Annotated in this window: 16 protein-coding genes, 11 tRNA genes and 2 rRNA genes (1 of these 29 only partly in view); 27 read left to right on the plus strand and 2 right to left on the minus strand. The window is 48.4% G+C overall.

The annotated features are described in order from the left end of the window. The 25 genes from BCV73_RS32055 to BCV73_RS32180 all read left to right on the plus strand — a co-directional run. A 23S ribosomal RNA gene (locus BCV73_RS32055) occupies nucleotides 1-760 on the plus strand; it begins 1935 nt to the left of the window's first position. 59 nt (nucleotides 761-819) lie between these two features. After that, nucleotides 820-936, plus strand: a 5S ribosomal RNA gene (rrf, locus tag BCV73_RS32060). A 7-nt stretch (nucleotides 937-943) separates the two neighbouring features. Then, nucleotides 944-1019, plus strand: a tRNA-Asn gene (locus tag BCV73_RS32065). Nucleotides 1020-1022: 3 nt separating this feature from the next. Continuing rightward, nucleotides 1023-1098 (plus strand) — tRNA-Thr (locus BCV73_RS32070). 7 nt (nucleotides 1099-1105) lie between these two features. Next, a tRNA-Glu gene (locus tag BCV73_RS32075) sits at nucleotides 1106-1177 on the plus strand. Nucleotides 1178-1302: 125 nt separating this feature from the next. After that, nucleotides 1303-1378 (plus strand) — tRNA-Val (locus tag BCV73_RS32080). Between the two features lie 51 nt (nucleotides 1379-1429). Continuing rightward, a tRNA-Gln gene (locus BCV73_RS32085) sits at nucleotides 1430-1504 on the plus strand. Between the two features lie 4 nt (nucleotides 1505-1508). Next, a tRNA-Lys gene (locus BCV73_RS32090) sits at nucleotides 1509-1584 on the plus strand. Between the two features lie 18 nt (nucleotides 1585-1602). Then, nucleotides 1603-1686: transfer RNA gene (locus BCV73_RS32095), tRNA-Leu, on the plus strand. Nucleotides 1687-1697: 11 nt separating this feature from the next. Continuing rightward, nucleotides 1698-1772: transfer RNA gene (locus BCV73_RS32100), tRNA-Gly, on the plus strand. Nucleotides 1773-1775: 3 nt separating this feature from the next. Further along, a tRNA-Arg gene (locus BCV73_RS32105) sits at nucleotides 1776-1852 on the plus strand. 23 nt (nucleotides 1853-1875) lie between these two features. Next, nucleotides 1876-1949: transfer RNA gene (locus BCV73_RS32110), tRNA-Pro, on the plus strand. A 56-nt stretch (nucleotides 1950-2005) separates the two neighbouring features. Beyond that, nucleotides 2006-2079: transfer RNA gene (locus BCV73_RS32115), tRNA-Gly, on the plus strand. A 1201-nt stretch (nucleotides 2080-3280) separates the two neighbouring features. Then, on the plus strand, nucleotides 3281-6076 hold the full coding sequence (ppc, locus tag BCV73_RS32120; protein WP_089549803.1) for a phosphoenolpyruvate carboxylase: 2796 nt from the start codon (nucleotides 3281-3283) through the stop codon (nucleotides 6074-6076). A 188-nt stretch (nucleotides 6077-6264) separates the two neighbouring features. Beyond that, the gene (gene sigW, locus BCV73_RS32125; RefSeq protein WP_076176256.1) at nucleotides 6265-6831 is read left to right on the plus strand and encodes an RNA polymerase sigma factor SigW; all 567 of its coding nucleotides are present in this window, start codon (nucleotides 6265-6267) and stop codon (nucleotides 6829-6831) included. Between the two features lie 119 nt (nucleotides 6832-6950). After that, on the plus strand, nucleotides 6951-7565 hold the full coding sequence (locus BCV73_RS32130) for a zf-HC2 domain-containing protein (RefSeq protein WP_076176254.1): 615 nt from the start codon (nucleotides 6951-6953) through the stop codon (nucleotides 7563-7565). Nucleotides 7566-7764: 199 nt separating this feature from the next. After that, a complete protein-coding gene (cdaA, locus tag BCV73_RS32135) occupies nucleotides 7765-8595 on the plus strand; it encodes a diadenylate cyclase CdaA (protein ID WP_076176252.1) in 831 nt (276 codons plus the stop codon). After that, nucleotides 8588-10021 carry a CdaR family protein gene (locus tag BCV73_RS32140; RefSeq protein ID WP_076176249.1) on the plus strand — a complete coding sequence of 478 codons (1434 nt, stop codon included), beginning with the start codon at nucleotides 8588-8590 and terminating at the stop codon, nucleotides 10019-10021. The genes cdaA and BCV73_RS32140 overlap by 8 nt, the downstream gene beginning before the upstream one ends. Nucleotides 10022-10073: 52 nt before the next feature. Next, nucleotides 10074-11414, plus strand: a complete 1341-nt coding sequence (gene glmM / locus BCV73_RS32145) for a phosphoglucosamine mutase (protein WP_089549804.1) — start codon at nucleotides 10074-10076, stop codon at nucleotides 11412-11414. 602 nt (nucleotides 11415-12016) lie between these two features. Then, complete coding sequence (glmS, locus tag BCV73_RS32155; protein ID WP_089549806.1) at nucleotides 12017-13849, plus strand: glutamine--fructose-6-phosphate transaminase (isomerizing); 1833 nt, start codon at nucleotides 12017-12019, stop codon at nucleotides 13847-13849. Nucleotides 13850-14664: 815 nt separating this feature from the next. Next, nucleotides 14665-15564: a LysR family transcriptional regulator gene (locus BCV73_RS32160; protein WP_089549807.1), complete on the plus strand. Its 900-nt coding sequence runs from the start codon at nucleotides 14665-14667 to the stop codon at nucleotides 15562-15564. Continuing rightward, complete coding sequence (locus BCV73_RS32165) at nucleotides 15549-16412, plus strand: LysR family transcriptional regulator (RefSeq protein ID WP_089549808.1); 864 nt, start codon at nucleotides 15549-15551, stop codon at nucleotides 16410-16412. Before BCV73_RS32160 ends, BCV73_RS32165 begins: the two co-directional genes overlap by 16 nt. Before the next feature lie 256 nt (nucleotides 16413-16668). After that, nucleotides 16669-18366: a type 2 periplasmic-binding domain-containing protein gene (locus tag BCV73_RS32170; RefSeq protein ID WP_433617567.1), complete on the plus strand. Its 1698-nt coding sequence runs from the start codon at nucleotides 16669-16671 to the stop codon at nucleotides 18364-18366. A 35-nt stretch (nucleotides 18367-18401) separates the two neighbouring features. Beyond that, complete coding sequence (locus BCV73_RS32175) at nucleotides 18402-20288, plus strand: sensor histidine kinase (RefSeq protein WP_089549809.1); 1887 nt, start codon at nucleotides 18402-18404, stop codon at nucleotides 20286-20288. A 7-nt stretch (nucleotides 20289-20295) separates the two neighbouring features. After that, the gene (locus tag BCV73_RS32180; RefSeq protein WP_089549810.1) at nucleotides 20296-21855 is read left to right on the plus strand and encodes a response regulator; all 1560 of its coding nucleotides are present in this window, start codon (nucleotides 20296-20298) and stop codon (nucleotides 21853-21855) included. A gap of 88 nt (nucleotides 21856-21943) precedes the next feature. Here BCV73_RS32180 and BCV73_RS32185 read toward each other — a convergent pair whose 3' ends face one another. Next, on the minus strand, nucleotides 21944-22783 hold the full coding sequence (locus BCV73_RS32185; protein WP_089549811.1) for an alpha/beta fold hydrolase: 840 nt from the start codon (nucleotides 22781-22783) through the stop codon (nucleotides 21944-21946). A 33-nt stretch (nucleotides 22784-22816) separates the two neighbouring features. Continuing rightward, nucleotides 22817-23467: a hydrolase gene (locus tag BCV73_RS32190; protein ID WP_076176229.1), complete on the minus strand. Its 651-nt coding sequence runs from the start codon at nucleotides 23465-23467 to the stop codon at nucleotides 22817-22819. A gap of 289 nt (nucleotides 23468-23756) precedes the next feature. On the opposite strand from BCV73_RS32190, the gene BCV73_RS32195 reads away from it, so the two are divergent. Continuing rightward, entirely contained in the window at nucleotides 23757-23942 is a 186-nt protein-coding gene (locus tag BCV73_RS32195) for a XapX domain-containing protein (RefSeq protein ID WP_076176227.1), read from the plus strand. A 25-nt stretch (nucleotides 23943-23967) separates the two neighbouring features. Then, nucleotides 23968-25800, plus strand: a complete 1833-nt coding sequence (locus BCV73_RS32200; RefSeq protein ID WP_089549812.1) for an amidohydrolase — start codon at nucleotides 23968-23970, stop codon at nucleotides 25798-25800. The last annotated feature ends 109 nt before the right edge of the window (nucleotides 25801-25909 follow it).

Below are 25909 nucleotides of genomic sequence, written 5' to 3' on the forward strand. Positions count from 1 at the left end.
TGAAACCTGAGCGCCAGCTTGGGTGGAGGCGCCGTTGGGATACCACCCTGATCGTATCTAGGTTCTAACCTGGTACCGTAATCCGGTATGGGGACAGTGTCAGGTGGGCAGTTTGACTGGGGCGGTCGCCTCCTAAAGAGTAACGGAGGCGCCCCAAGGTTCCCTCAGAATGGTTGGAAATCATTCGAAGAGTGCAAAGGCAGAAGGGAGCTTGACTGCGAGACCTACAAGTCGAGCAGGGACGAAAGTCGGGCTTAGTGATCCGGTGGTACCGCATGGAAGGGCCATCGCTCAACGGATAAAAGCTACCCTGGGGATAACAGGCTTATCTCCCCCAAGAGTCCACATCGACGGGGAGGTTTGGCACCTCGATGTCGGCTCATCGCATCCTGGGGCTGAAGTAGGTCCCAAGGGTTGGGCTGTTCGCCCATTAAAGCGGTACGCGAGCTGGGTTCAGAACGTCGTGAGACAGTTCGGTCCCTATCTGTCGTGGGCGTAGGAAATTTGAGAGGAGCTGTCCTTAGTACGAGAGGACCGGGATGGACGTACCGCTGGTGCACCAGTTGTTCCGCCAGGAGCATGGCTGGGTAGCTACGTACGGACGGGATAAGCGCTGAAAGCATCTAAGCGTGAAGCCCCCCTCAAGATGAGATTTCCCAGTATGTAAGACCCCTTGTAGACGACGAGGTAGATAGGTTGGAGGTGGAAGTGCAGCAATGCATGGAGCTGACCAATACTAATCGGTCGAGGGCTTATCCAAAAAATATAAAATGTAGATTCGTTTCGTATCTAGTTTTCAAGTGATCAAACACTTGAACGTTTGGTGGCGATAGCGGAGGGGTTCCACGCGTACCCATCCCGAACACGACCGTTAAGCCCTCCAGCGCCGATGGTACTTGGACCGAAGGGTCCTGGGAGAGTAGGACGTTGCCAAGCGGTATATTCCCTGATAGCTCAGTTGGTAGAGCACTCGACTGTTAATCGAGTTGTCACAGGTTCGAGTCCTGTTCGGGGAGCCATTTGCTCTCATAGCTCAGTAGGTAGAGTGCATCCATGGTAAGGATGAGGTCACCGGTTCGATCCCGGTTGAGAGCTCCATAATTGTGGCCCGTTGGTCAAGGGGTTAAGACACCTCCCTTTCACGGAGGTAACATGGGTTCGAATCCCATACGGGTCACTTTCTTGTTTTGTTCCACATAAGGTCTGTCGGATGTACTTTCGTTGGGACAAGCTTTGCTGCCTTTAAACGAAGGAAAGATCCGGACGGGTCATCGTGTGTTTTAATGGATACATAGTTTGCATGGAGGCTTAGCTCAGCTGGGAGAGCATCTGCCTTACAAGCAGAGGGTCGGGGGTTCGATCCCCTCAGCCTCCACCATTCATGATATGAAATACTTGAAATTGGGCAGACTATAGTTATTCGTAACTTTGGGGATTAGCCAAGCGGTAAGGCAACGGACTTTGACTCCGTCATGCATAGGTTCGAATCCTATATCCCCAGCCAGTGAGAGCCATTAGCTCAGTTGGTAGAGCACCTGACTTTTAATCAGGGTGTCGAAGGTTCGAGTCCTTCATGGCTCACCAGTTTTATTTACAGGTTTTGCGCGTGTGGCGGAATTGGCAGACGCACTAGACTTAGGATCTAGCGTCTTTGACGTGGGGGTTCAAGTCCCTCCACGCGCACCACTTTGTTTAATGCGGACGTGGCTCAGCGGTAGAGCATCGCCTTGCCAAGGCGAGGGTCGCGGGTTCGATTCCCGTCGTCCGCTCCATATGCGCCCTTAGCTCAGCTGGATAGAGCGTTTGACTACGAATCAAAAGGTCAGGAGTTCGAATCTCTTAGGGCGCGCCATTTAACTGTTTTACAATAGATATCGGGATGTAGCTCAGCTTGGTAGAGCACCTGGTTTGGGACCAGGGGGTCGCATGTTCGAATCGTGTCATCCCGATACGCATGCACAGCTTCGTGCAAGTCATGATTGTTTCAAGGCTTGCACGGAGATCTGCGGGTGTAGTTCAATGGTAGAACTTCAGCCTTCCAAGCTGATAGCGTGGGTTCGATTCCCATCACCCGCTCCATACATAAAAACATAACGCCGAAAGGCGTTTTTTTGTTTAGAGCGGTTGTGTGGGAGAGAACGTACGCAGCGTGGGTACGACCGTCCGTGCCGGCTTCACTGAAGGAACCCGCTCAGGACGCGCGTCAACATCTACCTCTGTGGCGGGCCGAAGGCACGCTTATTTAATCGAGATGTTGAGTATTCCCATCACCCGCTCCATACATAAAACATAACGCCGAAAGGCGTTTTTTTGTTTAGAGCGGTTGTGTGGGAGAGAACCCACGCAGCGTGGGTACGACCGTCCGCGCTGGCGTCACTGAAGGAACGCTCAACATCCACCTCAATGGCGGGCCGAAGGTCCGCTTATTTAATCGAGATGTTGAGTATTCCCATCACCCGCTCCCTACATAAAACATAACGCCGAAAGGCGTTTTTTTTGTTTGGAGTGGTTGTGTGGGAGAAAACCTACGCAGCGTGGTACGACCGTCCGTGCCGGCACCAATGAAGGAACCCGCTCAGGACGCGCGTCAACATCTACCTCTATGGCGGGCCGAAGGCACACGCTAATAAATTTTAGATGCCTTCAAAGGGCTGTTACGCACGATTACAAGGTTAGCTCTCTGAGGGGTTTACCTGATTGCCTCTATAACCGCCTTATTAGCCCCTCTAGCCCTTTTGATTGGAGGGTTAACAATCACACAATTGCATTTTTAAAAATCTTTAATATACCTAGCTAAGGCAAGCTAAAAACAATCTAATATTTGGTATGCCCAAGATTCCTTAATATGTGTTCTATGTTGATCAATGAACTACCAGTTATGTTAACAAGAGAGCATAGTTAAATCAGCTGCTGTAATGAAAAGGTCCAAAGAGATTTTCCGTTAAACTAACCTCATGTTAAATATTAACGGGATGATTTGTTTAATGAGTTAAGTTATGTGGTAAATAGTGGTTGAAGCGTCTGGGCTATGCATAAATAAACTCAATGCGGTATTTTATTTAGAATGAAAACCGCTGTATTATCCACAACATCTGTTAAACCATATGTCAGGAATTAGGCATGACTGAATGAAAATACATATTTTACATCGTGTTTTTACGCGAAAATCTGCGCTTTATTTAATAAAAGTGCAGATTTTCGATGTGATTTATTGTATGATGTTAAGAAAGTATGAACAAAGAGAAAGCAATACAGACGGGATAGAGACGGGAGGAGTAGCATGACTGAACTTACGGTAACCGCGAACAAAAGCAATTCAAACAACTTGCTGCGGCGTGACGTGCGATTCTTGGGGAACATACTCGGGGAAGTGCTTGTCCATCAAGGGGGCAATGAACTCTTAGATATCGTTGAGAAGATCCGTGAAACAAGCAAATCTTTACGTTCTGTTTTTTTGCCTGAATTGTATGAAGAATTCAAAAAGATGGTTGAAACCCTTGAGCCGGATATTCGCCATCAGGTGATTCGCGCTTTTGCGATTTACTTCCAGCTTGTGAATATCGCCGAGCAAAATCATCGGATCCGCAGAAAACGGGACTATGAGCGCTCTGCTGGAGAAAGTGTTCAGCCCGATTCGATCGAGATGGCCATCAAGGAACTGAAAGAGCGGAACTTTACGGTCGAAGAAGTTCAGGACATTATTGAGAGCCTGTCCTTGGAACTGGTAATGACCGCCCATCCGACGGAAGCCATGCGCAGAGCGATTCTGGATATTCATAAACGGATTTCCGAAGATGTCATGCTGCTGGACAATCCGACTCTTACGTTCCGCGAGCGCGAACAGCTTCGGGAGAAGCTGCTGAACGAAGTCATTACGCTGTGGCAGACGGATGAGCTTAGAGCCCGTAAGCCTACGGTACTGGATGAGGTCCGGAACGGAATGTATTACTTCCATGAGACGCTGTTCCACGTTCTGCCTGACGTCTATCAGGAATTGGAACGCTGCTTGACCAAGTATTATCCGGGACACCTCTGGCACGTGCCTACGTACCTGAAATTCGGCTCATGGATCGGCGGCGACCGTGACGGTAACCCATCTGTGACGGCCGAGATCACTTCGCAGACGCTTCGTATGCAGCGCAAGCTGGCTATTCGGGAATATCAGCGTATTTTAGTTGAATATATGCAGTATTTGAGCTTCAGCACTTCCATAGTAGAAGTTTCCAAGGAACTTCAGGATTCCATTGAACGGGACCGTGCAAATGTAACCGTTACAAAAAGGGATATTTGGAACAATGCGAAGGAACCATACCGTATCAAACTGGTTTACATGATGGAGAAAATTGCGAATGTTCTGGACGACAGTAAAAAAGGAACAGCCGAGTCCTACGCTTCGCCAGCGGAGTTTATCGAAGACCTGAGCATTATTGACCGCAGTCTTCGCTTCCATTTTGCGGACTATGTAGCAGATACTTATATCAAGAAGCTGATTCGTCAGGTGGAACTGTTTGGGTTCCATACGGCGGCGCTGGACATCCGTCAGCACAGCCAGGAACATGAGAATGCGATGAAAGAGGTCCTGGAGAAGAGCAATATTACGCCGGACTATGCTGCGCTTTCCGAAGAGGAGAAGATTGAGCTGCTCACGAAGCTGCTGAGCGAGCCGAGACCGATCTCGTCGGTATATCAGGACTACAGCCCAAGTACTAAAGAGTGCCTGGATGTATTCCGGGTAGTCAAGGAAGCACAGCAGGATTACGGCAAGGATTGCATTACCAGCTACCTGATCAGTATGGCTGAAGGAGCCAGTGACATCATGGAAGTCATGGTCTTCGCCAAAGAAGTCGGGCTGTTCCGGCAAGTTCCGGACGGTACCGTAGAATGTACATTGCAGGCGGTTCCGTTGTTCGAGACCATAGAGGACCTGCACGCCGCTCCGGAAATTATGAGACGGCTTTTCAAACTGCCGATTTATCGTCAGAGCATTACGGCCCGGAACGACCTTCAGGAAATTATGCTGGGTTACTCCGACAGCAACAAGGACGGCGGCGCGGTTACAGCCAACTGGGAACTGCGGGTTGCTCTGAAAGAGCTGACGGCAGTTGCCAGCGAGTTCGGCATCAAGCTGAAATTTTTCCACGGACGCGGCGGATCGTTGGGTCGCGGCGGCATGCCGCTGAACCGCAGCATTCTGGCTCAGCCGGCTTCTACCATCGGAGGAGGCATCAAGATCACCGAGCAGGGTGAGGTCATTTCCTCGCGCTATTCGCTGAAGGGCATTGCTTACCGCAGTTTGGAACAGGCAACATCGGCGCTGGTGACGGCAGCAATCAACGCGCGTTCGCCGGAAGAGGATGACGTAAACGAAGCCCAATGGGATGAGATCGTGCGCGAGATGTCCGAAGTTTCCCGGAACAAGTACCAGGATCTGATCTTCCGTGATCCGGATTTCCTGTCATTCTTCAAGGAATCCACGCCGCTTCCTGAAGTCGGAGAGCTGAACATCGGTTCGCGTCCTTCCAAGCGGAAGAATACCGACCGTTTTGAAGATCTGCGCGCCATTCCGTGGGTGTTCTCGTGGACCCAAAGCCGCTACCTGCTTCCTGCATGGTACGCCGCGGGTACAGGCCTTCAGAGCTTCTATCAGAACAAGGAAGAGAATCTGAAGGTGATGCAGGAGATGTACGAAAAGTTCTCCTTCTTCACTTCATTGATCGATTCCCTTCAAATGGCGATCGCCAAGGCGGATATGGTCATTGCCAAGGAATACGCCGGCATGGCCCGCAACGATGAGGCACGCCGCCGTATCTTCGGACTGATTGAGGAAGAGTTCAAGCTGACATCAGAGCTGATTTTGAAAATTACAGGACAAAAAGAAATTCTGGATAATGTGCCTGTCATTCAGGAATCGATCCGCCTCCGCAATCCTTATGTGGATCCGCTCAGCTATTTGCAGGTACAGCTGCTCAGCGAGCTCCGCGGACTGCGCGAACAGGATGAGGATAATGCAGAATTGCTGCGTGAGGTTCTGCTCACGATCAACGGCATTGCCTCGGGACTCCGGAACACAGGCTGATGATACGATTACTTCAATAAGCATCCCTGAAGCCAGAATAGGAAAGCTCAGTGCCTGAACCCCAGGTGCTGCGGCTTTCCTATTGTTCTGTTATACGGCTTGTCTTGCTTTTTAGAGAGACTTCATTTACGATTTGAATGGAAAAATAAATTGTTGTCGTACCCATCAGCAAGTCTGGGGGAATCTTGATGGAAAATATAGAAAACCGGCTGACAAAACTGGCTCTGAAAGGAGACCAGCGGGCGTTTGCCGAAATTGTGGAACTGTACAAGGACAAAATTTATCATTTGGCTTACAGGATGCTGAACAACCGCCACGAAGCGGAGGACGTCGTTCAGGAGACTTTTTTACGCGTATATAAAAATTTGGACAGGTATGACCAGAATCAGAAATTCTCCACATGGATTTACCGCATCGGAACCAATCTATGCATCGACCGGCTGAGGAAAAGGAAACCGACCTATTCCCTTGATGCTGAGATGAACGACCAGGAAGGTATGGACGGGTATTCGATGATTCCAAGCGATAACCGGACGCCTGAGAGCGAGACGCTGATCTCGGAGACGCAGCAGATCATTTACGAAGCGATCGAGAGCCTTCCGGCGAAGTATAAGTCGGTCATGGTCCTCCGGTATTTGCAGGATTTGTCCTTGCAGGAAATCAGCGATGTGCTGGGAATGCCCGTAACAACGATTAAAACGAGGGTGCACCGGGGTCGCGAATTTTTGCGCAAAAAATTAGAGCCCAAATTATAGAAAACGAGCTTCGGTTTTGAAACTTCTTCAGAACCTGTACGTATTACAAATGAAACTGACCTGTGCCCCTGAACCGGGGAGATTGAATACATTCATATTAATGAAAGGATTGGCTCAGAATGGATTGCAAATTAGCCGTCTCTTTAATGCATGATTATTTAGATGACGACTTGTCCAAGGAGCAGCAGTTGGAGCTTAAGACCCATATGCTGTCCTGCCCTGACTGTCGGATGCAGTTTAAAGAGCTGGAACAGACGGATATGCTGATGTACTCGCTGACGCATCATACGCCGTCTGCATCTCTTGAGCTGACTGAGCGGATCATGAATTCTCTCCCGAAGCAGAAGAAGCAGCAGCTATGGCTTACATGGGTCAAGAGACATCCGGCCATTACAGCCGCGGCTATATTTGTCTTAGTGATGCTGTTTAGTACCGTGAGCTTCTGGGATCAGGATACCCAACTGGTGGTTAAAGGCAGTGATCTGGATCAAGTTGTCATTGAAGGGAACACGGTCATCGTGCCTGAAGGCAAGAGTATTGCGGGCAATTTGACGGTAGAAAATGGAAAGACTCAGATCTATGGTGACGTCCAAGGTAATTTGACGGTCATCGATGGATCGCTGTACCAAGCCTCAACCGCCCATATTTCGGGTCAGGTGAAGAGCATTGATCAGGCGATGGACTGGATATGGTATAAAATCACAAACATGTTCTCTGATGTCGCCTATCGTTAGTAAATCTTGATATTTGTGGATATTGGCGCCTCTTTGGGACAAAGCGGGCGTCTTTTTTGTTGGCAATATTTATAAATGATTCCAATTTGAAACCGCGGCCGCTTGCAACCTGAAGGTGTACGTTATAACCTAGGTAATATAGGGGAAATTAAATGACATAGAGACCCATCATCATGAAGGGGAGTATGGGGGCCTAAGTATGAGTTATTTTGCGGACTTAACGTGGAAAGAGTCCATTAAAGATATCATTGACATCGCCATCGTTACATATATCATTTATCAGGTCATTTTGCTTGTCAGGGGGACCCGGGCGGTTCAGCTGTTGAAAGGGATTTTGTTCCTGGTCATCATCTGGGCGCTCAGTACATGGTTTGATCTGTACACCCTTAAATGGCTTATGAACCAGATATTTAACTTTGGCATTTTGGCGATCTTTATCATCTTCCAACCGGAGCTTCGGAGGGCGCTGGAGCAGTTGGGGCGGGGCAAGCTGTTTGGCCGCTCATCGGCGGAAGATGAACAGCTCAATAAGCTGATCGGCGAAGTCATTAAGGCCGTGAACTATTTGGCGCGCAGAAAGATCGGAGCGTTAATCGTATTTGAACGGGAGACAGGTCTCAATGAATATACGGAGTCCGGGATTCCTATGCAGTCCATGGTGAGCTCCCAGCTGCTCATTAACATTTTTATACCGAATACACCTCTCCATGACGGTGCCGTGATCATTCAGAACCAGCAGATCGCCGCTGCCGCCTGCTATTTGCCGCTGTCCGAGAATCCTTTTATCAGCAAGGAGCTGGGCACCCGGCACCGGGCGGCCATCGGGATCAGTGAAGTAGGGGATGCGGTGTCCATCGTCGTATCGGAGGAAACCGGACAAATATCGTTGGCCATTAACGGTCAGGTCGTTCGTGATATTAAAGAAGAATCCTTAATATCGAAACTGTATGAAGAGCTCCGTCCAAATTCCTCTGCGAAAGAAAAACGTCCTGTTTTCTGGAAGCGGAAGGGGAATGATAATCATGAATAAGTGGATCAATAACAACAATATTTCGAAAGTGCTGGCGCTTGCCGTAAGTATTTTGCTCTGGAGCATGGTTCATTTGAACGATGTGACGCCTACTCCAACCGCTAAAATTGATTCACGGATCATTGATAATGTGAAGGTACAGGCTTTTGGACTGGATGAGAAGAAGTATATTCTGAGCGCCATGGACACGGATCAGGTTCAGCTTGAGGTCAAAGGAAAAAAGTCGGACCTGCTCTCGATGTACTCGGAAGATTATAAAGTAAGGCTGGACCTGAGCAAAGCCAAAGTAGGCACCAGCACGCTGCCGCTGACCGTAGACGTTCCTTCGGGAATTGAGGTGGTCAACGTTCAGCCGTCAACCGTGACTGTCAATATTGAAAAGAGGGATACATCCTCTTTCCCTGTATCGATCGTGACGAGCGGGGAGCCGGCAGCCGGATATCAGATGGGCAGCATTACGATGGAACCGGCTACAGTGTCTGTTACGCTGCCTGAAAGCGACCTGAAAAGGGTCGATAAGATTCAAGGATCGGTATCCATTGATGGAGAAGACGCAACGATTAAGGAAAAGCGGGTGAAGCTGACCGCGTTGGACAAGCAGGGGAAGGAAATTGAGGGGGCGGTAATTGAGCCGTCAACCATCTCCGTGGTCGTACCGATTACGCCGCCCTACAAAGAGGTGCCGATCGAACTGCACTATTCCGGCCAACTGCCTGACGGCCTCGTGATTTCCAAGGCTCAGCCAAGCGTGACTACCGTGAAGCTGTACGGTTCTCAAGATGCGCTTGCGGGAATAAAGTCCTATAATGACGTCGATGTGGATTTGGGGCAGATCAAGGAAGCGGGAACAATGGTACTTCCTGTGGACTTGACGCCGCCGCAGGGTTTTGAGAAAATCGAGCCGAGCTCTATGGAGGTTGAAATCACCACGGTGTCCAACTCTCAGCGGGTGATTGACGACATTCCGATTAAGATCAGCGGGGCCGGCTCTGACGTGCAGGCCGCGATCAAGAGCCCGGCAAGCGGCACCATGTCGCTTAAGCTGAGCGGCGCTCCTGGACTGCTGAACAGCCTGACAAAGGATGACATTCAGCTCATCGCCAGCGTTGGTAACCTGAAGCCCGGTACGCATCAGGTGAACCTGCAGGTGGTCCTCCCACGCTATGTTTCGCGGGTGGATCAGGGAAATGCGCTAACGGCGACCATAGAGATCAAAGATAATGCTGCAGCAACGTCGACCCAGCCGGACTCGAAGCCTGAAGATAACAGCAAGGGAACGACCGACAACGGCAATAAAGGAACAGGCGGCAATTCAGGTTCCGAGACGGATTCGACGAACGTGGATGAGACAGACAACAATGGAACGGCGGGTGACACCACGCCGCCGGAAGGGCAGGAGCCACAGACAGATACCGGCTCACCCTGATCTGAACGAACTCATATAGTAACTAGAGATGCACTCAAAAAGGAGATCAATTATGGGGAAATATTTTGGAACTGATGGAGTACGCGGTGTTGCCAATAAAGAACTGACGGCCGAAATGGCTTACAGCATTGGACGCTGCGGCGGTTATGTGTTGACCGGGGACGTGGAGAAACCTACGGTTGTCATTGGTATGGATACCCGGATTTCGGGAGTTATGCTGGAATCGGCACTGGTTGCGGGTCTGCTGTCCATCGGGGCGCATGTTATCCGTGTAGGTGTTGTATCTACGCCAGCAGTGGCGTATATTACACGGTTGTTAAAGGCGGACGCCGGCGTTATGATTTCGGCTTCCCACAATCCGGTCGAAGATAACGGCATTAAGTTCTTCGGCGGGGATGGCTTCAAGCTGTCCGACGAGACCGAACTGAAAATCGAAGAGTTGATGGACGCAGCCGAAGATACGCTTCCGCGTCCGATTGGCAAGGATCTGGGCAATGTTATTGTCGATAATGAATCGAAATATAAATATTTGGAGTATTTGAAAACGACGATTTCCCACAGCTTTGACGGGCTGAAGATCGTACTCGACTGTGCCAACGGCGCCGCTTACGAGCTGGCTCCTAAGCTGTTTGAGGAACTTGGCGCAGAGGTGGTTACGATCGGCACCGAGCCGAACGGGTTGAACATCAACGACCACTGCGGATCCACCCACCCGGAAAAGCTGAAAGAAGAAGTGCTGAAGGCCAAAGCCGACCTGGGTCTTGCCTTTGATGGAGACGCGGACCGTTTGATCGCGATTGACGATCAGGGCGAGGAAGTCGACGGCGATTTCATCCTCTGTATCTGCGGTGACGCTATGAACAAGCAGGGTAAGCTGAACAACGGCACGATCGTATCGACCGTCATGAGCAACATCGGTTTTTATAAGGCGACCGAGAAGCTGGAGCTGAAAACGGCCAAAACGGCTGTCGGCGACCGCTATGTGATGGAGGAAATGCGTAAAGGCGGCTATAACTTGGGCGGAGAGCAGTCCGGCCACGTTATTTTCCTGGACTACAATACGACCGGTGACGGCATTCTGACCGCGATCCAGCTGGTGGATACGATCCAGGCTTCGGGCAAGAAGCTGAGCGAGCTGAGAACGATGATGCGCAAGTACCCTCAGGTGTTGGTAAACGTACGGGTAGAGGACAAGAGCAAGTATGAAGGCAATGCAGCTATTAAGGATGCTATTCAAGCCGTTGAGGGGATCCTTGGGGATAACGGCCGGGTCTTGGTTCGTCCTTCAGGCACGGAATCGCTGATCCGCGTCATGGCTGAAGGTCCTAATAAGGAGGACCTGGATCAGTATGTCTCCCAAATCGTCGATGTGGTGAAACGGGAACTAGTATAACAGGTAAATGTTGGCTTTTTCTATAAAATAAAGCATAAATGCCATAGGCCGGTGAGACTAGAATTGCGGTTTCATCGGCTTTTTTACAGGGTATATAACGGGGACTCCGATTTGGGGCTATCAGCCCGATTGCAAAACGGAGATGACATGAATATAATTAGTAAATGTCATTACGAAACAGAAAGCGAGGGTCGTGAGGTTAGCAACAATAGCGCCAGAACTTGGGCTTGCGCGGGGAAGAATCTGAAGGAGCACGACGCTTCGGATTCACGGCAGCATCAAGTTGACGAGGTGGAGGTGTTCGAAATGTTCGGCGGGGACCTCCCGGTGATACACCACAGCCGTAAACTCGAAACGGAAAATGAACGGGCGACCGTTCACACAACGTTTCCAGTGGGTGTTAGAAAATAGTGATCATTTTTCATGAGTGTGCGGGCAAGCGCATAAGAGATGCGGCGATGCTAGGATGTACATTCGTGAATGCACCTTGTATAACTGAATACAATGTTCGTTTTCCTGTACATTCTGGCACCATGCTGCACCTTTATGCTCCCGTACGCTTCTAAAACCCAATTTGAAGAAGTGAACGGAGGATATTAACTATGTGTGGTATTGTCGGATATATTGGTAAAAAGGATACGCAAGCGGTATTGATCGAGGGTCTGAAGAAGCTGGAGTACCGCGGGTACGATTCTGCGGGTATTGCCGTGTTCACCAACCAGGGATTGCAAATTGCCAAGGCTCAAGGACGTTTGGCTAATCTGGAGTCCAAGCTGGAAGGGACACCGCTGGTGGGAAGTGCCGGCATCGGGCATACGCGCTGGGCTACTCATGGCAAGCCATCGGACGTAAACTCTCATCCGCATACGGACAACAGCCATAAATTTTCGGTCGTGCATAACGGCATTGTCGAAAATTATCTGGAGCTGAAGGATGAGCTGATCAGCCAGGGACATCATTTCGTGTCGGAAACTGATACGGAGGTGATTTCCCATCTGATTGCCCGCGAATACGACGGCGATATCGTCAAAGCGGTTCAGAAGGCCATCGGTTATATGCGCGGCGCCTTTGCCCTCGGTGTATTGACCGAGTACGAACCGGATAAACTCGTGGCTGTGCGTCAAGCAAGCCCGCTGATTATCGGGATTGGCGAAGGAGAGAACTTCATCGGATCGGATATTCCGGCAATTCTTCAATATACGCGTAAAGTATATATTTTGAATGACGGTGAGATGGCCGTATTGACGCAGGATTCTGTCGAATTGATGACCATTGAGGGGAATTTTATTTCTCGGGAAATGATTCATGTCGACTGGGATGCAGTGACGGCGGAAAAAGGCGGCTTTGAGCACTTCATGCTGAAAGAAATCCACGAGCAGCCGAAAGCTTATCGCGACACGATGCGCGGACGGATCGACGAGTCGGGTAAAAAGGTAGTTCTGCCAGAGCTGAAGCTGACGGCCGATCAGATCAAAAATATCCGCAACATTCAAATCATTGCCTGCGGTACAGCATACCATGCAGGTCTCGTGGGACGCAGCGCGATTGAATCGCTGGTACGCATTCCGGTAGAGACGGACGTAGCGTCGGAATACCGTTACCGCTCTCCAATCGTAACGCCGGAAACGCTGGTCATCGTTGTCAGCCAATCCGGTGAAACGGCGGATACGCTCGCTGCGATGCGTGAAGCCAGAGCGAACGGAGCACACGTACTGGCCATCACCAATGTGGTGGGCAGCTCGATCGCCCGTGACGCCGACGACGTCATCGTGACGCTGGCCGGCCCGGAAATTGCCGTAGCGTCCACTAAGGCGTATACGTCGCAGCTGATCGCGTTCTATCTGCTGGCGCTCTACCTCGCCGAGGTTCGCGGCACGCAGACGCCGGAAGCGGTGGCTCAGATCGTAGCTGCTATGCAGGCTCTGCCGGAGCAGGTGGAGAGCATGCTGGCCAAGCCGGATGCCATTAAAGCCTATGCAGAGCATATTTCCAAGCATGAGCACTTATTCTTTATCGGTCGCGGACTGGACTACGCGGTAGCGCAAGAAGGCTCGCTGAAATTGAAAGAAATCTCTTATATTCACTCTGAAGCGTACGCTGCGGGTGAACTGAAGCACGGTACGCTGGCGCTGATCGAGGAAGGCATTCCGGTTATTGCCCTGGCAACCCAGGAAGCCGTTCTGGAGAAAACGGTCAGCAACATCAAGGAAGTGAATGCACGCGGCGCGGACATCATGGCGATTACCCATGAAGAAAATGTCGCAGGTTTGCTGAAGTCGGTAGACCAGGCGTTTGCGATTCCGAAGACGCTGCCGCTGCTGACGCCGGCTCTGTCGGTTGTGCCGCTGCAGCTGCTGTCCTACTACGCATCGCTTGCCAGAGGCAACGACGTCGACAAGCCGCGGAATTTGGCGAAAAGCGTAACGGTGGAGTAAGGGGAGTAAAAGGATTGTCGACACGACGACCGACAATTTCTGTCTGGTGACATTAAAGTGAGTGCTAGACATTATTGTTGAGCCGTTACACCAGTATTTGTGCAATAGAGTTGGTGTCTCGACATCTTAAGATTATAGCTGAACAAAGCAAAGTTAATGGCTTCGTCCCTTGTTGGGGGCGAAGCCATTAGTTGTTTTAGAGAGTGTGACAACTCGCCATAGACAGGCTGATTTAAGCTCAAGGTCCAAGAGCGCCGATTTGGTGTAGCTTTTGTGCTGTGGCCAACAAAAGTAATAAAAGTAACGGAATGATATTGGTTGTAACTTCTTAACTAAGTACAAAGGAGCCCGGAGTATTAAACAGGGCTCCTTTGTTGTTTCAAGGAAATCAAGGATATAAAGTAAAAAACACTGTGTTTCGGAGGCTATCTCAGGGCCTATGTTACCTCTCAAGGGGCTTTTAACGCTTTCGAAGGAAACGGTGTGCCATTGACACCAAATGATCCTCTTAAGAGCCCTAAACTGGGCTTACGGCCAGCCTAAGATTTTATTATACCTTTCGGGGTTCCCCGGCCACCAACCCTAAAATCTAGTAACCTTCACCTGAAATGTAGCGGATATATTACATGATAGTTTCCTTCATATAATGTTTATTACAGAGAAGTTCAGCAATTACCACGATCACGCTCATGACCACCAGCGGATGAGCACTTCATACGGTAAGCAATAAGTAAGAGTACTGATCAGCAAGGACGGTGTCCGGAAAATCGCCAGGTTAAGAACCGAAGAACAAATTAACAAAGGGGGGATACATTGTGGAATTACGTCAGCTTGAATATTTTATTCAAGTTTGCAAATCTGGAAGTTTGACCAAAGCTAAAGAAGAATTAGGTGTGACTCAGCCTACACTAAGTCAGCAAATTCGGGTTTTGGAAGATGAGTATAATATTCAATTGTTCGATCGGGTAAGTAGAGGAGTTGAGGTAACGGAAGCGGGAAAAATTCTCTTGAATAAGGGCAATGCCATTATGAATCTTCTTGAAGAAGCGCGAAATGAAATCGTTGGCCGAATCAACAAATCCAGAGAAACCATTTCTATTGGATGTTGTCCTGCTGAAATTGAATATCTTGCTCCTTACTTCATGAGATTTCATCAAAAGTACCCGAATATTTTATTAAAAATTATCGATGCAGAGGATGTCGAAAATAAGGTTTTGGAGCAAAGGGTGGACATTGGGATCACTGCATATCCAGTTTCGGATACTTCGCTCATTTCGACTCATTTGTATAGACAAGAAATGGCGCTATTGATTCACTCCGAACATGCTTTGGCTAATAAATCTTCGATTCCTTTTCGATTTTTGAAGCAAATGAACTCGATCATGTTCCGAGAACAAAACAAATCATTGCTTGATATGTATTGTTTCTCTAGTGGGTTTGCCTTGAAGTCGAGCATAGAAACGTCCTCCACTTCAGTATTGATTCACTGGGTTCGTCATGGACTTGGAGCAGCTATTATACCCATATCTTTGCTTGAGAGCCTCAGGGATGATTCTTTGCGTATTGTCAAATTAGAAGGCCATATACCCCGTTGGGATATATCTCTTGTATATCTTCATTCCGTTACGATGAGGCCCATGGCACGTCTATTCATTCAAGAGATGGATTCCTATGTAAGAGAGGTTGAGGTGAATCTTCCATGTTCAGGCAATTAGAATGTTTCATTCAAATCTGCAAAGCAGGAAGCTTTACTAAGGCTGCAGAAGTGTTAATGATTTCTCAACCTACTTTAAGCCAACAAATCCGCTTTTTAGAGGTAGAAGTTGGAACCCCTTTGTTTCAGAGAGTTGGCAGAGGTGTAAAGATTACAGCTGACGGGGAAATACTTTACGAGAAAGCTCTTTCCGTCATGAGGCTCATTGAAGAATCGAAGAAAGAAACTCATGAATTACGTTATGCTCGGGCAAATCAACTTTCGATAGGCATTTCTCCAGTGGACTTTTATGGTTTAATCCCCCGTTTTTTGAAATTCCATGAACAGTATCCTGACATTACATTAAAATTTGCCAGTACAGAAAATACATCACAGCAATTATTGAATCGTCGTATCGATATTGGCATTGCCGACAAATATGATCCAAACAAAGAAATTCATGCGATGCACCTGTATAAAGAAGAACAAGCATTGGTCGTTTATGCGGATCATCCATGGGCAGATCGAACCTTTATTTCTTTTCAAGAGCTAGAAAATTTAGAATCTTCCTTATTTGTTGGCGATAAAAGTTTAATCGAGCATCTTCATACATTCAGCGAGAAAATGAACAAATCTTTACAATCGAAATTTGAGTCCACTTCGACGGCTATTCTTCTTTCTATGGTACTGCAAAAGTTGGGGGTAGCTATTTTGCCTGTTTCATTAATTGAAACATTTTCTGGGCAGCATCTGAAAATGATTCGTTTCGTAGATCTAACGCCTGTACGTGAGATGAAGCTTATTTTTAAAAAGGATCATCACCATAATCCTTCTGTTCAGAAATGTATCGATTTTTTTCTGGAATCATAGATAAGGGAACTACAACATCATAGCTAATGAATGCGAGCCTAGACGAAGGAATATTTCCTGTCTTGCTCGCTTATTCGCGTTAGTCGGTATAGGAAATATCCCAAATATAGTAACCCTGCTTATCCGGTTAGACTCTTTCCTTTGCCTGCTATAACCTTTATACTAGCAATACATTAAGGATTCTGAACGGCAATTGTCTGTTTTTGTGGAAATATATTAAATGATGGGATATTAAAGGCCGAAGGGGAATTTTTGAATGGGGAAAATGCGTAAACCGGCAATGCTGTTACTGGCTCTGATGATGTGTTGGACTTTGGCGTCTTGTTCCGGGAGCACGGACACATCGAGCAAGGGCGCTGCTGATGATACGATTTTCAACGACAGTCTTAAAAAGGCAGATGCTTCTCAAATGAAGCTATCTCCAAATGAGCCCGCTTGGAAGCTGGATACGACACCAATAACGTTTGACTGGTATATCAATTTCGATTGGTTCACCGGTAAGTGGGGGGGCAACGTCGTTTCCGATTATATAACGAAGAAAACGGGTGTCAGTTTGAACTTTATTGTGCCTGCTGGAGACGCCGGGGAGAAGCTCAACACGATGATGTCAGCAAGGTCGCTCCCTGACTTCATCACGCTAGGCTCCTACGAGGATTCCGTACAGAAGATGATCAATGGAGATATGGTGCTTCCATTAAACGAGCTGGCGGAACAATACGATCCTTATTTCTTTAAAGCTGCTGACCCAGAGAAGCTTAACTGGTACACACAGGCTGACGGGAATGTGTACAGCTACCCGAATGCATCTTCATCACCTGCGGATTATCAAAAATACGGCAAGCTTTTTACGTCTAATCAGACCTTCGTTGTTCGGAAAGACATGTATGAAGCCCTCGGGGAGCCGGATATGAGCACGCCGGAAGGGTTTCTCGGCGCGCTGAAGGCTGCGAAGGAAAAGTTTCCGGAAGTAGACGGCAAGCCGCTCATCCCGATTGGCCTTCATGAATTTACGGAAACCGGCAACTATTCGCTGGAAGATTATCTTCAGAACTTCCTAGCCATTCCGAAGCAGAAAAACGGCAAATTGTACGACCGTCGTAGCGACCCGACCTATTTGAAATGGCTGAAGATGTTTCGCCAAGCGAATGAGGACGGACTGATGCCGACAGATGTTTTTCTTGATGAGAAACGAGTGGAAAAGGACGAAAAAATATCGCAAGGGCGTTATTTTGCCATGCTGTATCAGTGGTCCGATTTTTCAGAGATTAATCAGGCGCTGTATCAGAAGGACCCGAATAAGGTCTATATCGCGATTGACGGTCCGGCGAACGATGCGCATGATGCGCCAACCCTTGCAGGAAACGGCATCTCCGGTTGGACCGTGACGCTCATCTCGAAGAACGTCAAAGACAAGAAGAGGGCCATCGCCTTCCTCAGCTATTTGCTCAGCGAAGAGGGAAACAAGGACCTGTTCTTAGGAGAGAAGGGCGTTACCTACGATACGATTGACGGCAAAGATCAGTTCCTGCCGGAGGTCATGCAACTGCTTAATACCGATCGCCAAGCGTTCGATAGCAAATATGGCGGTTCTTATATGTACTGGATGCTAATGGATACGAACATGAATCTAGCATGGATGACGGGGATGGATGCCGAGCCTTCCAAACAAATTGCCGATTGGACTAGGGGCAAGACGGTTAGCACAAGTGAGTTCGAAAACCTGGACCCGGACCCGACAACGAAGGAAGGAATTGCGGTAGGCAAAAATACGCGGCTCTGGGCGGAGACGCTGCCGAAGCTGCTGATGTCGAAATCGAATGCCGAATTCGACCGACTGTTCGCCGAATTCATGAAAGCCACTACCGAGGATCCCGAGTATGAAGCCATCGCAGCAAGCCGCCAGGCGGCTTATGAACGAAATGTACAGAAGCTGAAGTCGTCGCTTAATCAATAGTTCGATAGAGGAAGCAGCAGGATGTGAAATAGGGAATGGGATTCGCGGCAATCCGTTGGTTATTGAAGATACGTGCATTTACGTTTAACCTTTCGCTTCAAGTCAAACTGATTTTGTCCTTTATATTCGTTATTTTTATACCGGTTGTTTTATTCTCTTGGTATACGCTTAATGAAGAGTCCGCCAAGGCAATGAAGGAATTGTTGGAGAACAATAAGAATGTGCTGGAAGTAGAGAAGATCAACATTGAGAATAACGTAGAGCTGATGGGATGGACGGGTCAGCTTGCGTTATCCAATCGGGAAATGAATAATTATCTGCAAATCGAACAATTCCAGGATACGGCGCAAGTTCTTCATATAAAGAAGGACGTGGTCAACAGCTTTCAATATTTTCTGTTTAACAATCCGCGAATCGCGAATGTCCGGCTATTCACGGATAACCGCTATGTGAATGAGATTTGGCCGGTTATCCTGCAGGAATCGCGCATTCAGAGCAAGCCTTGGCATGATGACGTGATGAAGCAAGGCGGTTTACCCTGGTGGGAGATACAGGAGAACGTCGGCCTCACCGGTATGCCTTCCGAACAAATGCCGAACGAGCCCTTCATGACGTACTTACAGGAATTCAAGTATCCGGACAATACTACCCATAACGGGATTCTAGAGATATCGATGCAGTTATCCGATTTCTTCTCCCAAACGTTCAGCAGTGTACAAGATAAAAACTCCCAGCTGATCGTAGTCGCAAGGAACGGACAAGTTTTCAGCTTAAAGGATTCGTCCGTGTTCAAGCAGAACGGCGCGGAGGAATTGATAAGCAGCATAAAGCTGACGAGCCATACGGATTACGAGACGGTGCGGTTCAAGGTTAATGGACATTCCTACTTGGCTTTACAGAGCTACATCCCATCGATTGACGTACATCTGGTCAATATGGCTAGTCTTGAGGAAACCATGGAAGGCATTAACCATTCGAGGGTTCGTTATATCGTGCTCGTTTCATTACTGGCGGCATTTCTCGTTCTGCTGTCTTACTCGATGCAAGCGATCATTTTGCGCAGGCTTAAGGCATTAAGGGAATCGATGCAGCAGGTGAGAAACGGCAACTTCAACGTCGAGCTGCCGCCGATTACCGGTACCGATGAGGTAGGAGAGCTGGGCTTTCATTACCGTAAGCTCATTCTGAAAATTAACGAGCTCATTCAAGACCAGGCAGCTCGGCAGGCGGCAGGCAAAGAAGCTGAGCTTCGGGCGCTGAAGAACCAGATCGATTCCCATTTCCTCTACAATACGCTGGAGAACGTCAAGATGCTGGCGGAGATTGAAGGGCAGTATCTTATATCGGACATCATGACCTCGTTAGGTGGTATGATGCGGTATTCGATGGAATGGAGGCAGGATCACGTGATGCTCAGCGATGAGATCCAGCAGGTCCAGCATTATGTATCCGTCATGAACATCCGTTATGATGGCAGACTTGATCTCCAATTGTCTATTGAACCGGAATGCCTCAAGCAGGAATCGCTTAAAATGTCGCTGCAGCCCGTAGTCGAGAATGCAATCAAGCATGGGATGAGCCGCATGCATTCCAAGGACGGAAATCTTCTCATTACGATCTCTGCCGTCCGGCGTGGTCAAGCTTGTGTCATAGAGATTACGGACAGCGGCCGCGGCATACCGGATGAAACGCTGGGCTTGTTGAATCAAATGTTGCGAATGGAAGAGCATGCTTATCAGGAGGTCCGGCAATTATTCGTTCGTAAGGAGAACGAGGACGGTAATGGAATCGGTCTGCGGAATGTGGACCAACGTTTAGTGATGAGCTATGGGGTGGAATATGGGATTCGGATCGAAAGTCAGGAAGGAAGCTATACACGCATGATCATGACTTTGCCGTACCGGGTCATGGGAGGGGGATAGGACATCTATGATTAGCTTGCTGATCGTCGACGACGAGAAGATCATTCGGAGGGGCTTGCAATCAGTCATTGACAGGCAGTTCCCTGATCTGTTTAAATATCGATTTGCCGAGAATGGAGAAGAGGCGCTGGAGCTGCTGCGCCAGGAGCCTGCGGATATTATGTTTACGGATATCCGAATGCCCATTATGGATGGGATCGAACTGCTTGACCAACTGCAAGACCATCCGGTTAAACCCGAGGTTGTACTGCTGTCTGGCTATAATGACTTCGTATATGCGCAGAAAGGGATCCGCTTTGCTGTGAAGGATTATCTCGTAAAGCCTGTGATTCGGGAGGAGCTGTTTGCCGTCCTGGAGCGATTAATGCTGGATATAAAGAAAAGAGAAGAGCGAGCAGACCAGGCGGGCGAAGATGCCAGCCTTTTTGCTGCCGAGCTGGTTACCCTGCATTTAACCCAGAAGGATGTGGATGATGCGATCACACCGAACAAGCTGAAGCAGGCCGGCTTAAGCTGGTTGGATGCCGGATATACACTGGGCTTGGTTACGCAACGTGGTGGAAGTTCACAGGCAAGCAGTACGGATGCAGCTTCTTTCAGGAATCAAATCGCTGAGCTGTTACAAGGGCATATGAATTGGATGCTGACGCGTGATGGAAAAGGCGGAACGATTATGATAGCAAGCAATCCCGATATGTTCTACCGGTTGGCGGAACAGTGGGGGTTAAGTGAGTATGAGACACAGCTGCGAATTGCGATTAGTGATTCCGTTCAAGGGATTGAGCAGATAAGGTGGGCATACAGTCAGGCGAAGCAAACTATGAAATACGGGATTCTGCTTCCAGATCTCGATGTGCTGGATTACGCTGGCATAAGTGATCGCAATGAGCGGTATGTCGTCCCTATGGAGTTGATTGGGCGGATATTGAATCTCCTTGGAATGGGACGCGGGGATGAAATCAAACAACTTCTGGATCAAATCCTCGATGTTCGCATCATTAGCAGCAGTGAAATCGGCTATCTGGAACGTATTAGTCAGCTGCTGAACGAGGAGCTGTTCGATAAGTTGTTCCGCATCTACGGCTTTAAGGTATTCGGTCTATTAATGAAGTACGCTCCTGTTGGTCACATCGGAAATTTCGATCGATTTGAGGATTATTACAAATCGGTCGAACAGCTTCTCGATCGTCTGGATCGGTTCATCCAAGATCGGAAAGAGCAGGTGCCAACGGAACAAAATACGATGCAAAAAGTACTCACCTACCTGCAGACGCATTATGCCGACAATTTAAACATGGCGGTGGTGTCCAACCATTTCTCACTCAATTACTCGTATTTCAGCCAAGCCTTCCAAGAATTTACCGGTGAGAGCTTCTCGAACTATGTTCGCCGGTTAAGGCTGGATAAGGCGAAGGAACTTCTGGTGCACTCCGATTTGAAGGTGTACGAAATCAGCGATCAGGTTGGATTCGAAAATGTGAAGCATTTTACGAGAATATTCAAGGATACCGAAGGCATCACAGCGCTGGAATTTCGAAGCCAGCGGAGACGGTTTGAAACCGAGTGATGAGAAAGACTAAAACACAAATGACCCATAAGAGGGTCTTTTTTTTGTGAAAAAGCATCCTCTCATGGGTCAAGTTCACACCTTTCAATCATTCAGCATTCAGAAAGTTAATTAAAGCTGTATTGAATTCTTCAGGGTGAGTCGCGTTTAGACCATGAGGTCCCCCTTCGATGACGACGAGCTGACTACCTGGAACCGCTTCGTGGGAAAGTTGACCGCTGACTTCAAGCGACACAATTGCATCGGAATCCCCATGGATAACAAGCAGTGGGATATTAAATTTTGCCAAATCGCCACGGAAATCCGTCCGGCCGAAAGCCTCAACACAATCCAGCGTCCCTTTTGGCGAAGCAGAAGAAGCAATTTCAAGGTTGTAATGGCGGAAAGATTCGCTAACCAGATCGGTTCGATCCCCTGCTTTAAAGAAATTGTGAGTGAAGTCGTCAAGGAAGGCGACACGGTCTTTTTTCAAACCGTCTAGGAAGCCTTGAATCGTGGCTTCATCCAGACCACCTTCCGGATGCTCGGCAGATTTGTAAAAGAACGGTGGAACCGCAGCGGCCAGCACGGCTTTTTTGACACGGCTTGTTCCGTATGTACCGATGTAACGGGCTACCTCTCCGCCACCCATCGAGAATCCGACCAGCGTTACATCCTTAAGGTCCAGCTGTTCGATAAGCTTATGAAGATCCGCTGCAAACGTATCATAGTCATATCCGTTCCACGGTTGGGAGGATTGCCCGAATCCACGGCGGTCATAGGTAATCACGCGGTAACCTGCATTGATGAGCGCCGGAACCTGATTCTCCCAAGAGCGTCCGCTCAGTGGCCAACCATGAATCAAAATGACAGGTTTGCCTGCGCCAACATCCTCAAAATTCAACTGAATAGGGTGCCCATTTTCTTCTCCGACTAATAATTTTGGCATGTTTCATTCTCCTCTGTTTTTTAATGATGATGATTAGTTGTGGCTCCCGCCCTCGTGGCCGCCAAACATCGATTGGGCATATACAATGCCCGCGCCATAAGCACCGGTGTGCTCCTTAGCGATCGACATCACGGCGTCATAGGTTTCCTGGCGAGCCCAATCGCGTTGGTACTCAAGCATAACAGAAACCCAGGTAACCGGGATGGCCCCTGCTTGGATCATCCGTTGAACGGCCATGTTATGCGCTTCCGCAGTCGTCCCGCCTGAAGCATCCGTTACAATGTACACTTCGTATCCGTCTTTAATAGCTCCAATAACAGGAAAGGCAAGGCAAACCTCCGTCCAGAGCGCTGCCATGACCAGCTTTTTACGGCCTGTTTTCTTCACGGCTTGTACCAGGTTGTCGTCTTCCCAAGAGTTCATTGTTGTACGGTCGATCGGTACCTGATCTGGAAATACCTCTTGAATTTGCGGATGAATCGGGCCTGAGAATGATTCTGCAGCCACCGTTGTAAGAATGGTGGGCACATTAAAAACTTTCCCGGTTTTGGCCAATCCAACCGTGTTGTTAATGATGGTTTGACGATCCGCGCTTTGAACACCAAAGATCATTTGAGGCTGATGGTCAATAAGAATAATTGCAGAGTTTTCAGCCGTCAGTAAATCTGTCTTGTCATTAAACATAGAGGATCCTACCTCCTAGATTTTGGTTGCAACAGGGCCCGATCCGTTGGAGTTTCTGCTGCATGTATTCAGTCTATGGAAATACCAATGTGCAAACAATCTTCAGTTTTCTATATTTTTCATAGGAAAATCCTATATACTTCGAAAGTTCTATAAGGAATATACATAAGCAATTCCTATGGCTGTTATAGAAAAAGCCATATTGTTAGTAAAAATGTCGACTTTTAGACTTATGGATAAAGGCAGTCTAGCAAGAACATCACAATTCGTATTAAAGGAGGTATTGACTATGAGCACAGGTTCTATAGGTTCTATGGCCTTAGCTCTTGCCGCAGGTATTGTCATTGGCGTTGTTTTTCAATCGCTTAAAATCCCGTCGCCAGCACCGCCTTTTTTAGGACTGCTCGGTCTCGCCGGAATGTTTGTAGGCCAGCGGTTGATCCCGTGGATCCAGCAATGGCTAAACCACAAATAATGCAATCTAAAAGGAGAGCGGAATCATGTCTAGAAAAACGAAAGATGTTGAGGCCAGTCTAGTCATTCACAATGCCAGCATCGTAACGATGGACGATGTAAATCCTACCGCATCGGCAGTTGCCGTTAAGGACGGCCAGTTTCTGGCTGTGGGTGATGATGCCGAAATCATGAAATATGTCGGATCCTCCACGCAGGTTGTCAACGCCAACAAACGAATGTTGATACCGGGCTTAAACGATTCACATATTCATCTCATTCGCGGTGGTCTCAACTATAACCTTGAACTTCGCTGGGATGGAGTCCCATCCGTAGCGGATGCATTGCGAATGCTGAAAAAGCAGGTTGATCGTACACCAGCACCTCATTGGGTCCGTGTTGTAGGCGGATGGACGGAGTTCCAATTCATCGAACGCCGGATGCCAACTCTGGATGAAATCAATCGAATTGCTCCGGAAACCCCCGTTTTTATCCTTAATCTTTACCGCCAAGCCTTTTTGAATAAAGCTGCCTTACGGGTAATAGGGTATACGAAGGATACGCCTAATCCGCCAGGCGGAGAAATCCAAAGGGACAGCCGGGGCAATCCAACAGGAATGCTCATCGCCAGGCCTAATGCAACGATATTGTACGCCACCTTAGCTAAAGGGCCAAAGCTTTCTTATGAGGACCAAATGAATTCAACCCGACTCTTTATGAGGGAATTGAATCGATTTGGTGTGACAAGCGTGATCGACGCTGGAGGGGGCTTTCAGAACTATCCCGATGACTATCAGGTGTTTGAGGAACTGGATAGACGTGGAGAAATTACGGTTCGCACGGCGTATAATTTATTCACCCAGCATCCCAAAAATGAATTAAACGATTTTAAAGCATGGACCGCTTCATCGCAGCCGTACACGGGCAGTTCTTATTATCGTCATAACGGTGCAGGTGAAATGCTTGTGTACAGCGCAGCAGACTTTGAGGATTTTGTTGAGCCTCGTCCGGAGCTTCCAGCTGTACTCGAAGATGAACTCTTTGAAGTTACCCAACATCTCGTTCAACAACGTTGGCCGTTTCGTCTTCATGCCACTTATGGAGAATCCATAACACGTTTTCTCGATGTTTTTGAACGCGTCAACAAAGAGGTGCCGTTCAAAGACTTGCGCTGGATTTTGGATCATGCTGAAACGATTCATGAGAAGGATTTGGAGCGGGTCGTCGAATTAGGAGGTTCGATCGCGGTTCAAAGCCGAATGGCTTTCCAGGGGGAATATTTTGTCGAAAGATATGGGGCAAAAGCAGCGGAGAATGCTCCTCCGATAACCAAGATGATGAAGTCCGGACTGCGCGTTGGTGTGGGAACGGATGCCACCAGAGTAGCAAGCTATAATCCTTGGGTGGCCTTATATTGGCTAGTGACGGGCAAAACACTGGGAGGATTAAGCCTGTATCCTGCTTCTAATCGTGTAGAGAGACACCAAGCGCTTCGGATGTATACGACGGGGAATGCATGGTTTTCAAAGGAAGAAGATGTGAAAGGGCAGATCAAACCGGGTCAATATGCTGATTTTACGATCCTTTCCGATAATTTCTTTCATGTCTCGGAAGAAGCAATTAAAAAAATTGAATCTGTCTTTACCGTCGTAGGTGGTAAGATTGTCTACGGTACCAGCGAATTTCAGTCTTTGTCGCCTCCAGCTCCCAAAGCCAGCCCAGACTGGTCTCCGCATAATGTCTTTGGCGGCTATTACAAGGGGCCGGAATATGGAGGTGGTGGATCAGGTGCCCATACGCCTAAACAGGTCCATCTTCATCATAAGTGTAACCATCATCACGGCAGCGGTTTCTGCGACTTGGATTGCTTTGTCTTCTAAAAGTAAATAAACCTAAGGCGATCCTAGGTCAGACAAAAGGTACAGTCCCCTCATTGAAAATGGGGGACTGTACCTTTTGATTTAGAAGATTTCATCAGCGGCCCCGATC

It is taken from the genome of Paenibacillus sp. SSG-1 (assembly GCF_002224835.1).
GTDB lineage: Bacteria > Bacillota > Bacilli > Paenibacillales > Paenibacillaceae > Paenibacillus_AQ > Paenibacillus_AQ favisporus.

Bases quoted from the DNA above. Each gene is read 5' to 3' on its own strand.
- ppc (WP_089549803.1), top strand. From the start codon at position 3,281: ATGACTGAACTTACGGTAACCGCGAACAAAAGCAATTCAAACAACTTG.
- sigW (WP_076176256.1), top strand. From the start codon at position 6,265: ATGGAAAATATAGAAAACCGGCTGACAAAACTGGCTCTGAAAGGAGAC.
- BCV73_RS32130 (WP_076176254.1), top strand. From the start codon at position 6,951: ATGGATTGCAAATTAGCCGTCTCTTTAATGCATGATTATTTAGATGAC.
- cdaA (WP_076176252.1), top strand. From the start codon at position 7,765: ATGAGTTATTTTGCGGACTTAACGTGGAAAGAGTCCATTAAAGATATC.
- BCV73_RS32140 (WP_076176249.1), top strand. From the start codon at position 8,588: ATGAATAAGTGGATCAATAACAACAATATTTCGAAAGTGCTGGCGCTT.
- glmM (WP_089549804.1), top strand. From the start codon at position 10,074: ATGGGGAAATATTTTGGAACTGATGGAGTACGCGGTGTTGCCAATAAA.
- glmS (WP_089549806.1), top strand. From the start codon at position 12,017: ATGTGTGGTATTGTCGGATATATTGGTAAAAAGGATACGCAAGCGGTA.
- BCV73_RS32165 (WP_089549808.1), top strand. From the start codon at position 15,549: ATGTTCAGGCAATTAGAATGTTTCATTCAAATCTGCAAAGCAGGAAGC.
- BCV73_RS32170 (WP_433617567.1), top strand. From the start codon at position 16,669: ATGGGGAAAATGCGTAAACCGGCAATGCTGTTACTGGCTCTGATGATG.
- BCV73_RS32175 (WP_089549809.1), top strand. From the start codon at position 18,402: ATGGGATTCGCGGCAATCCGTTGGTTATTGAAGATACGTGCATTTACG.
- BCV73_RS32180 (WP_089549810.1), top strand. From the start codon at position 20,296: ATGATTAGCTTGCTGATCGTCGACGACGAGAAGATCATTCGGAGGGGC.
- BCV73_RS32185 (WP_089549811.1), bottom strand. From the start codon at position 22,783: ATGCCAAAATTATTAGTCGGAGAAGAAAATGGGCACCCTATTCAGTTG.
- BCV73_RS32190 (WP_076176229.1), bottom strand. From the start codon at position 23,467: ATGTTTAATGACAAGACAGATTTACTGACGGCTGAAAACTCTGCAATT.
- BCV73_RS32195 (WP_076176227.1), top strand. From the start codon at position 23,757: ATGAGCACAGGTTCTATAGGTTCTATGGCCTTAGCTCTTGCCGCAGGT.
- BCV73_RS32200 (WP_089549812.1), top strand. From the start codon at position 23,968: ATGTCTAGAAAAACGAAAGATGTTGAGGCCAGTCTAGTCATTCACAAT.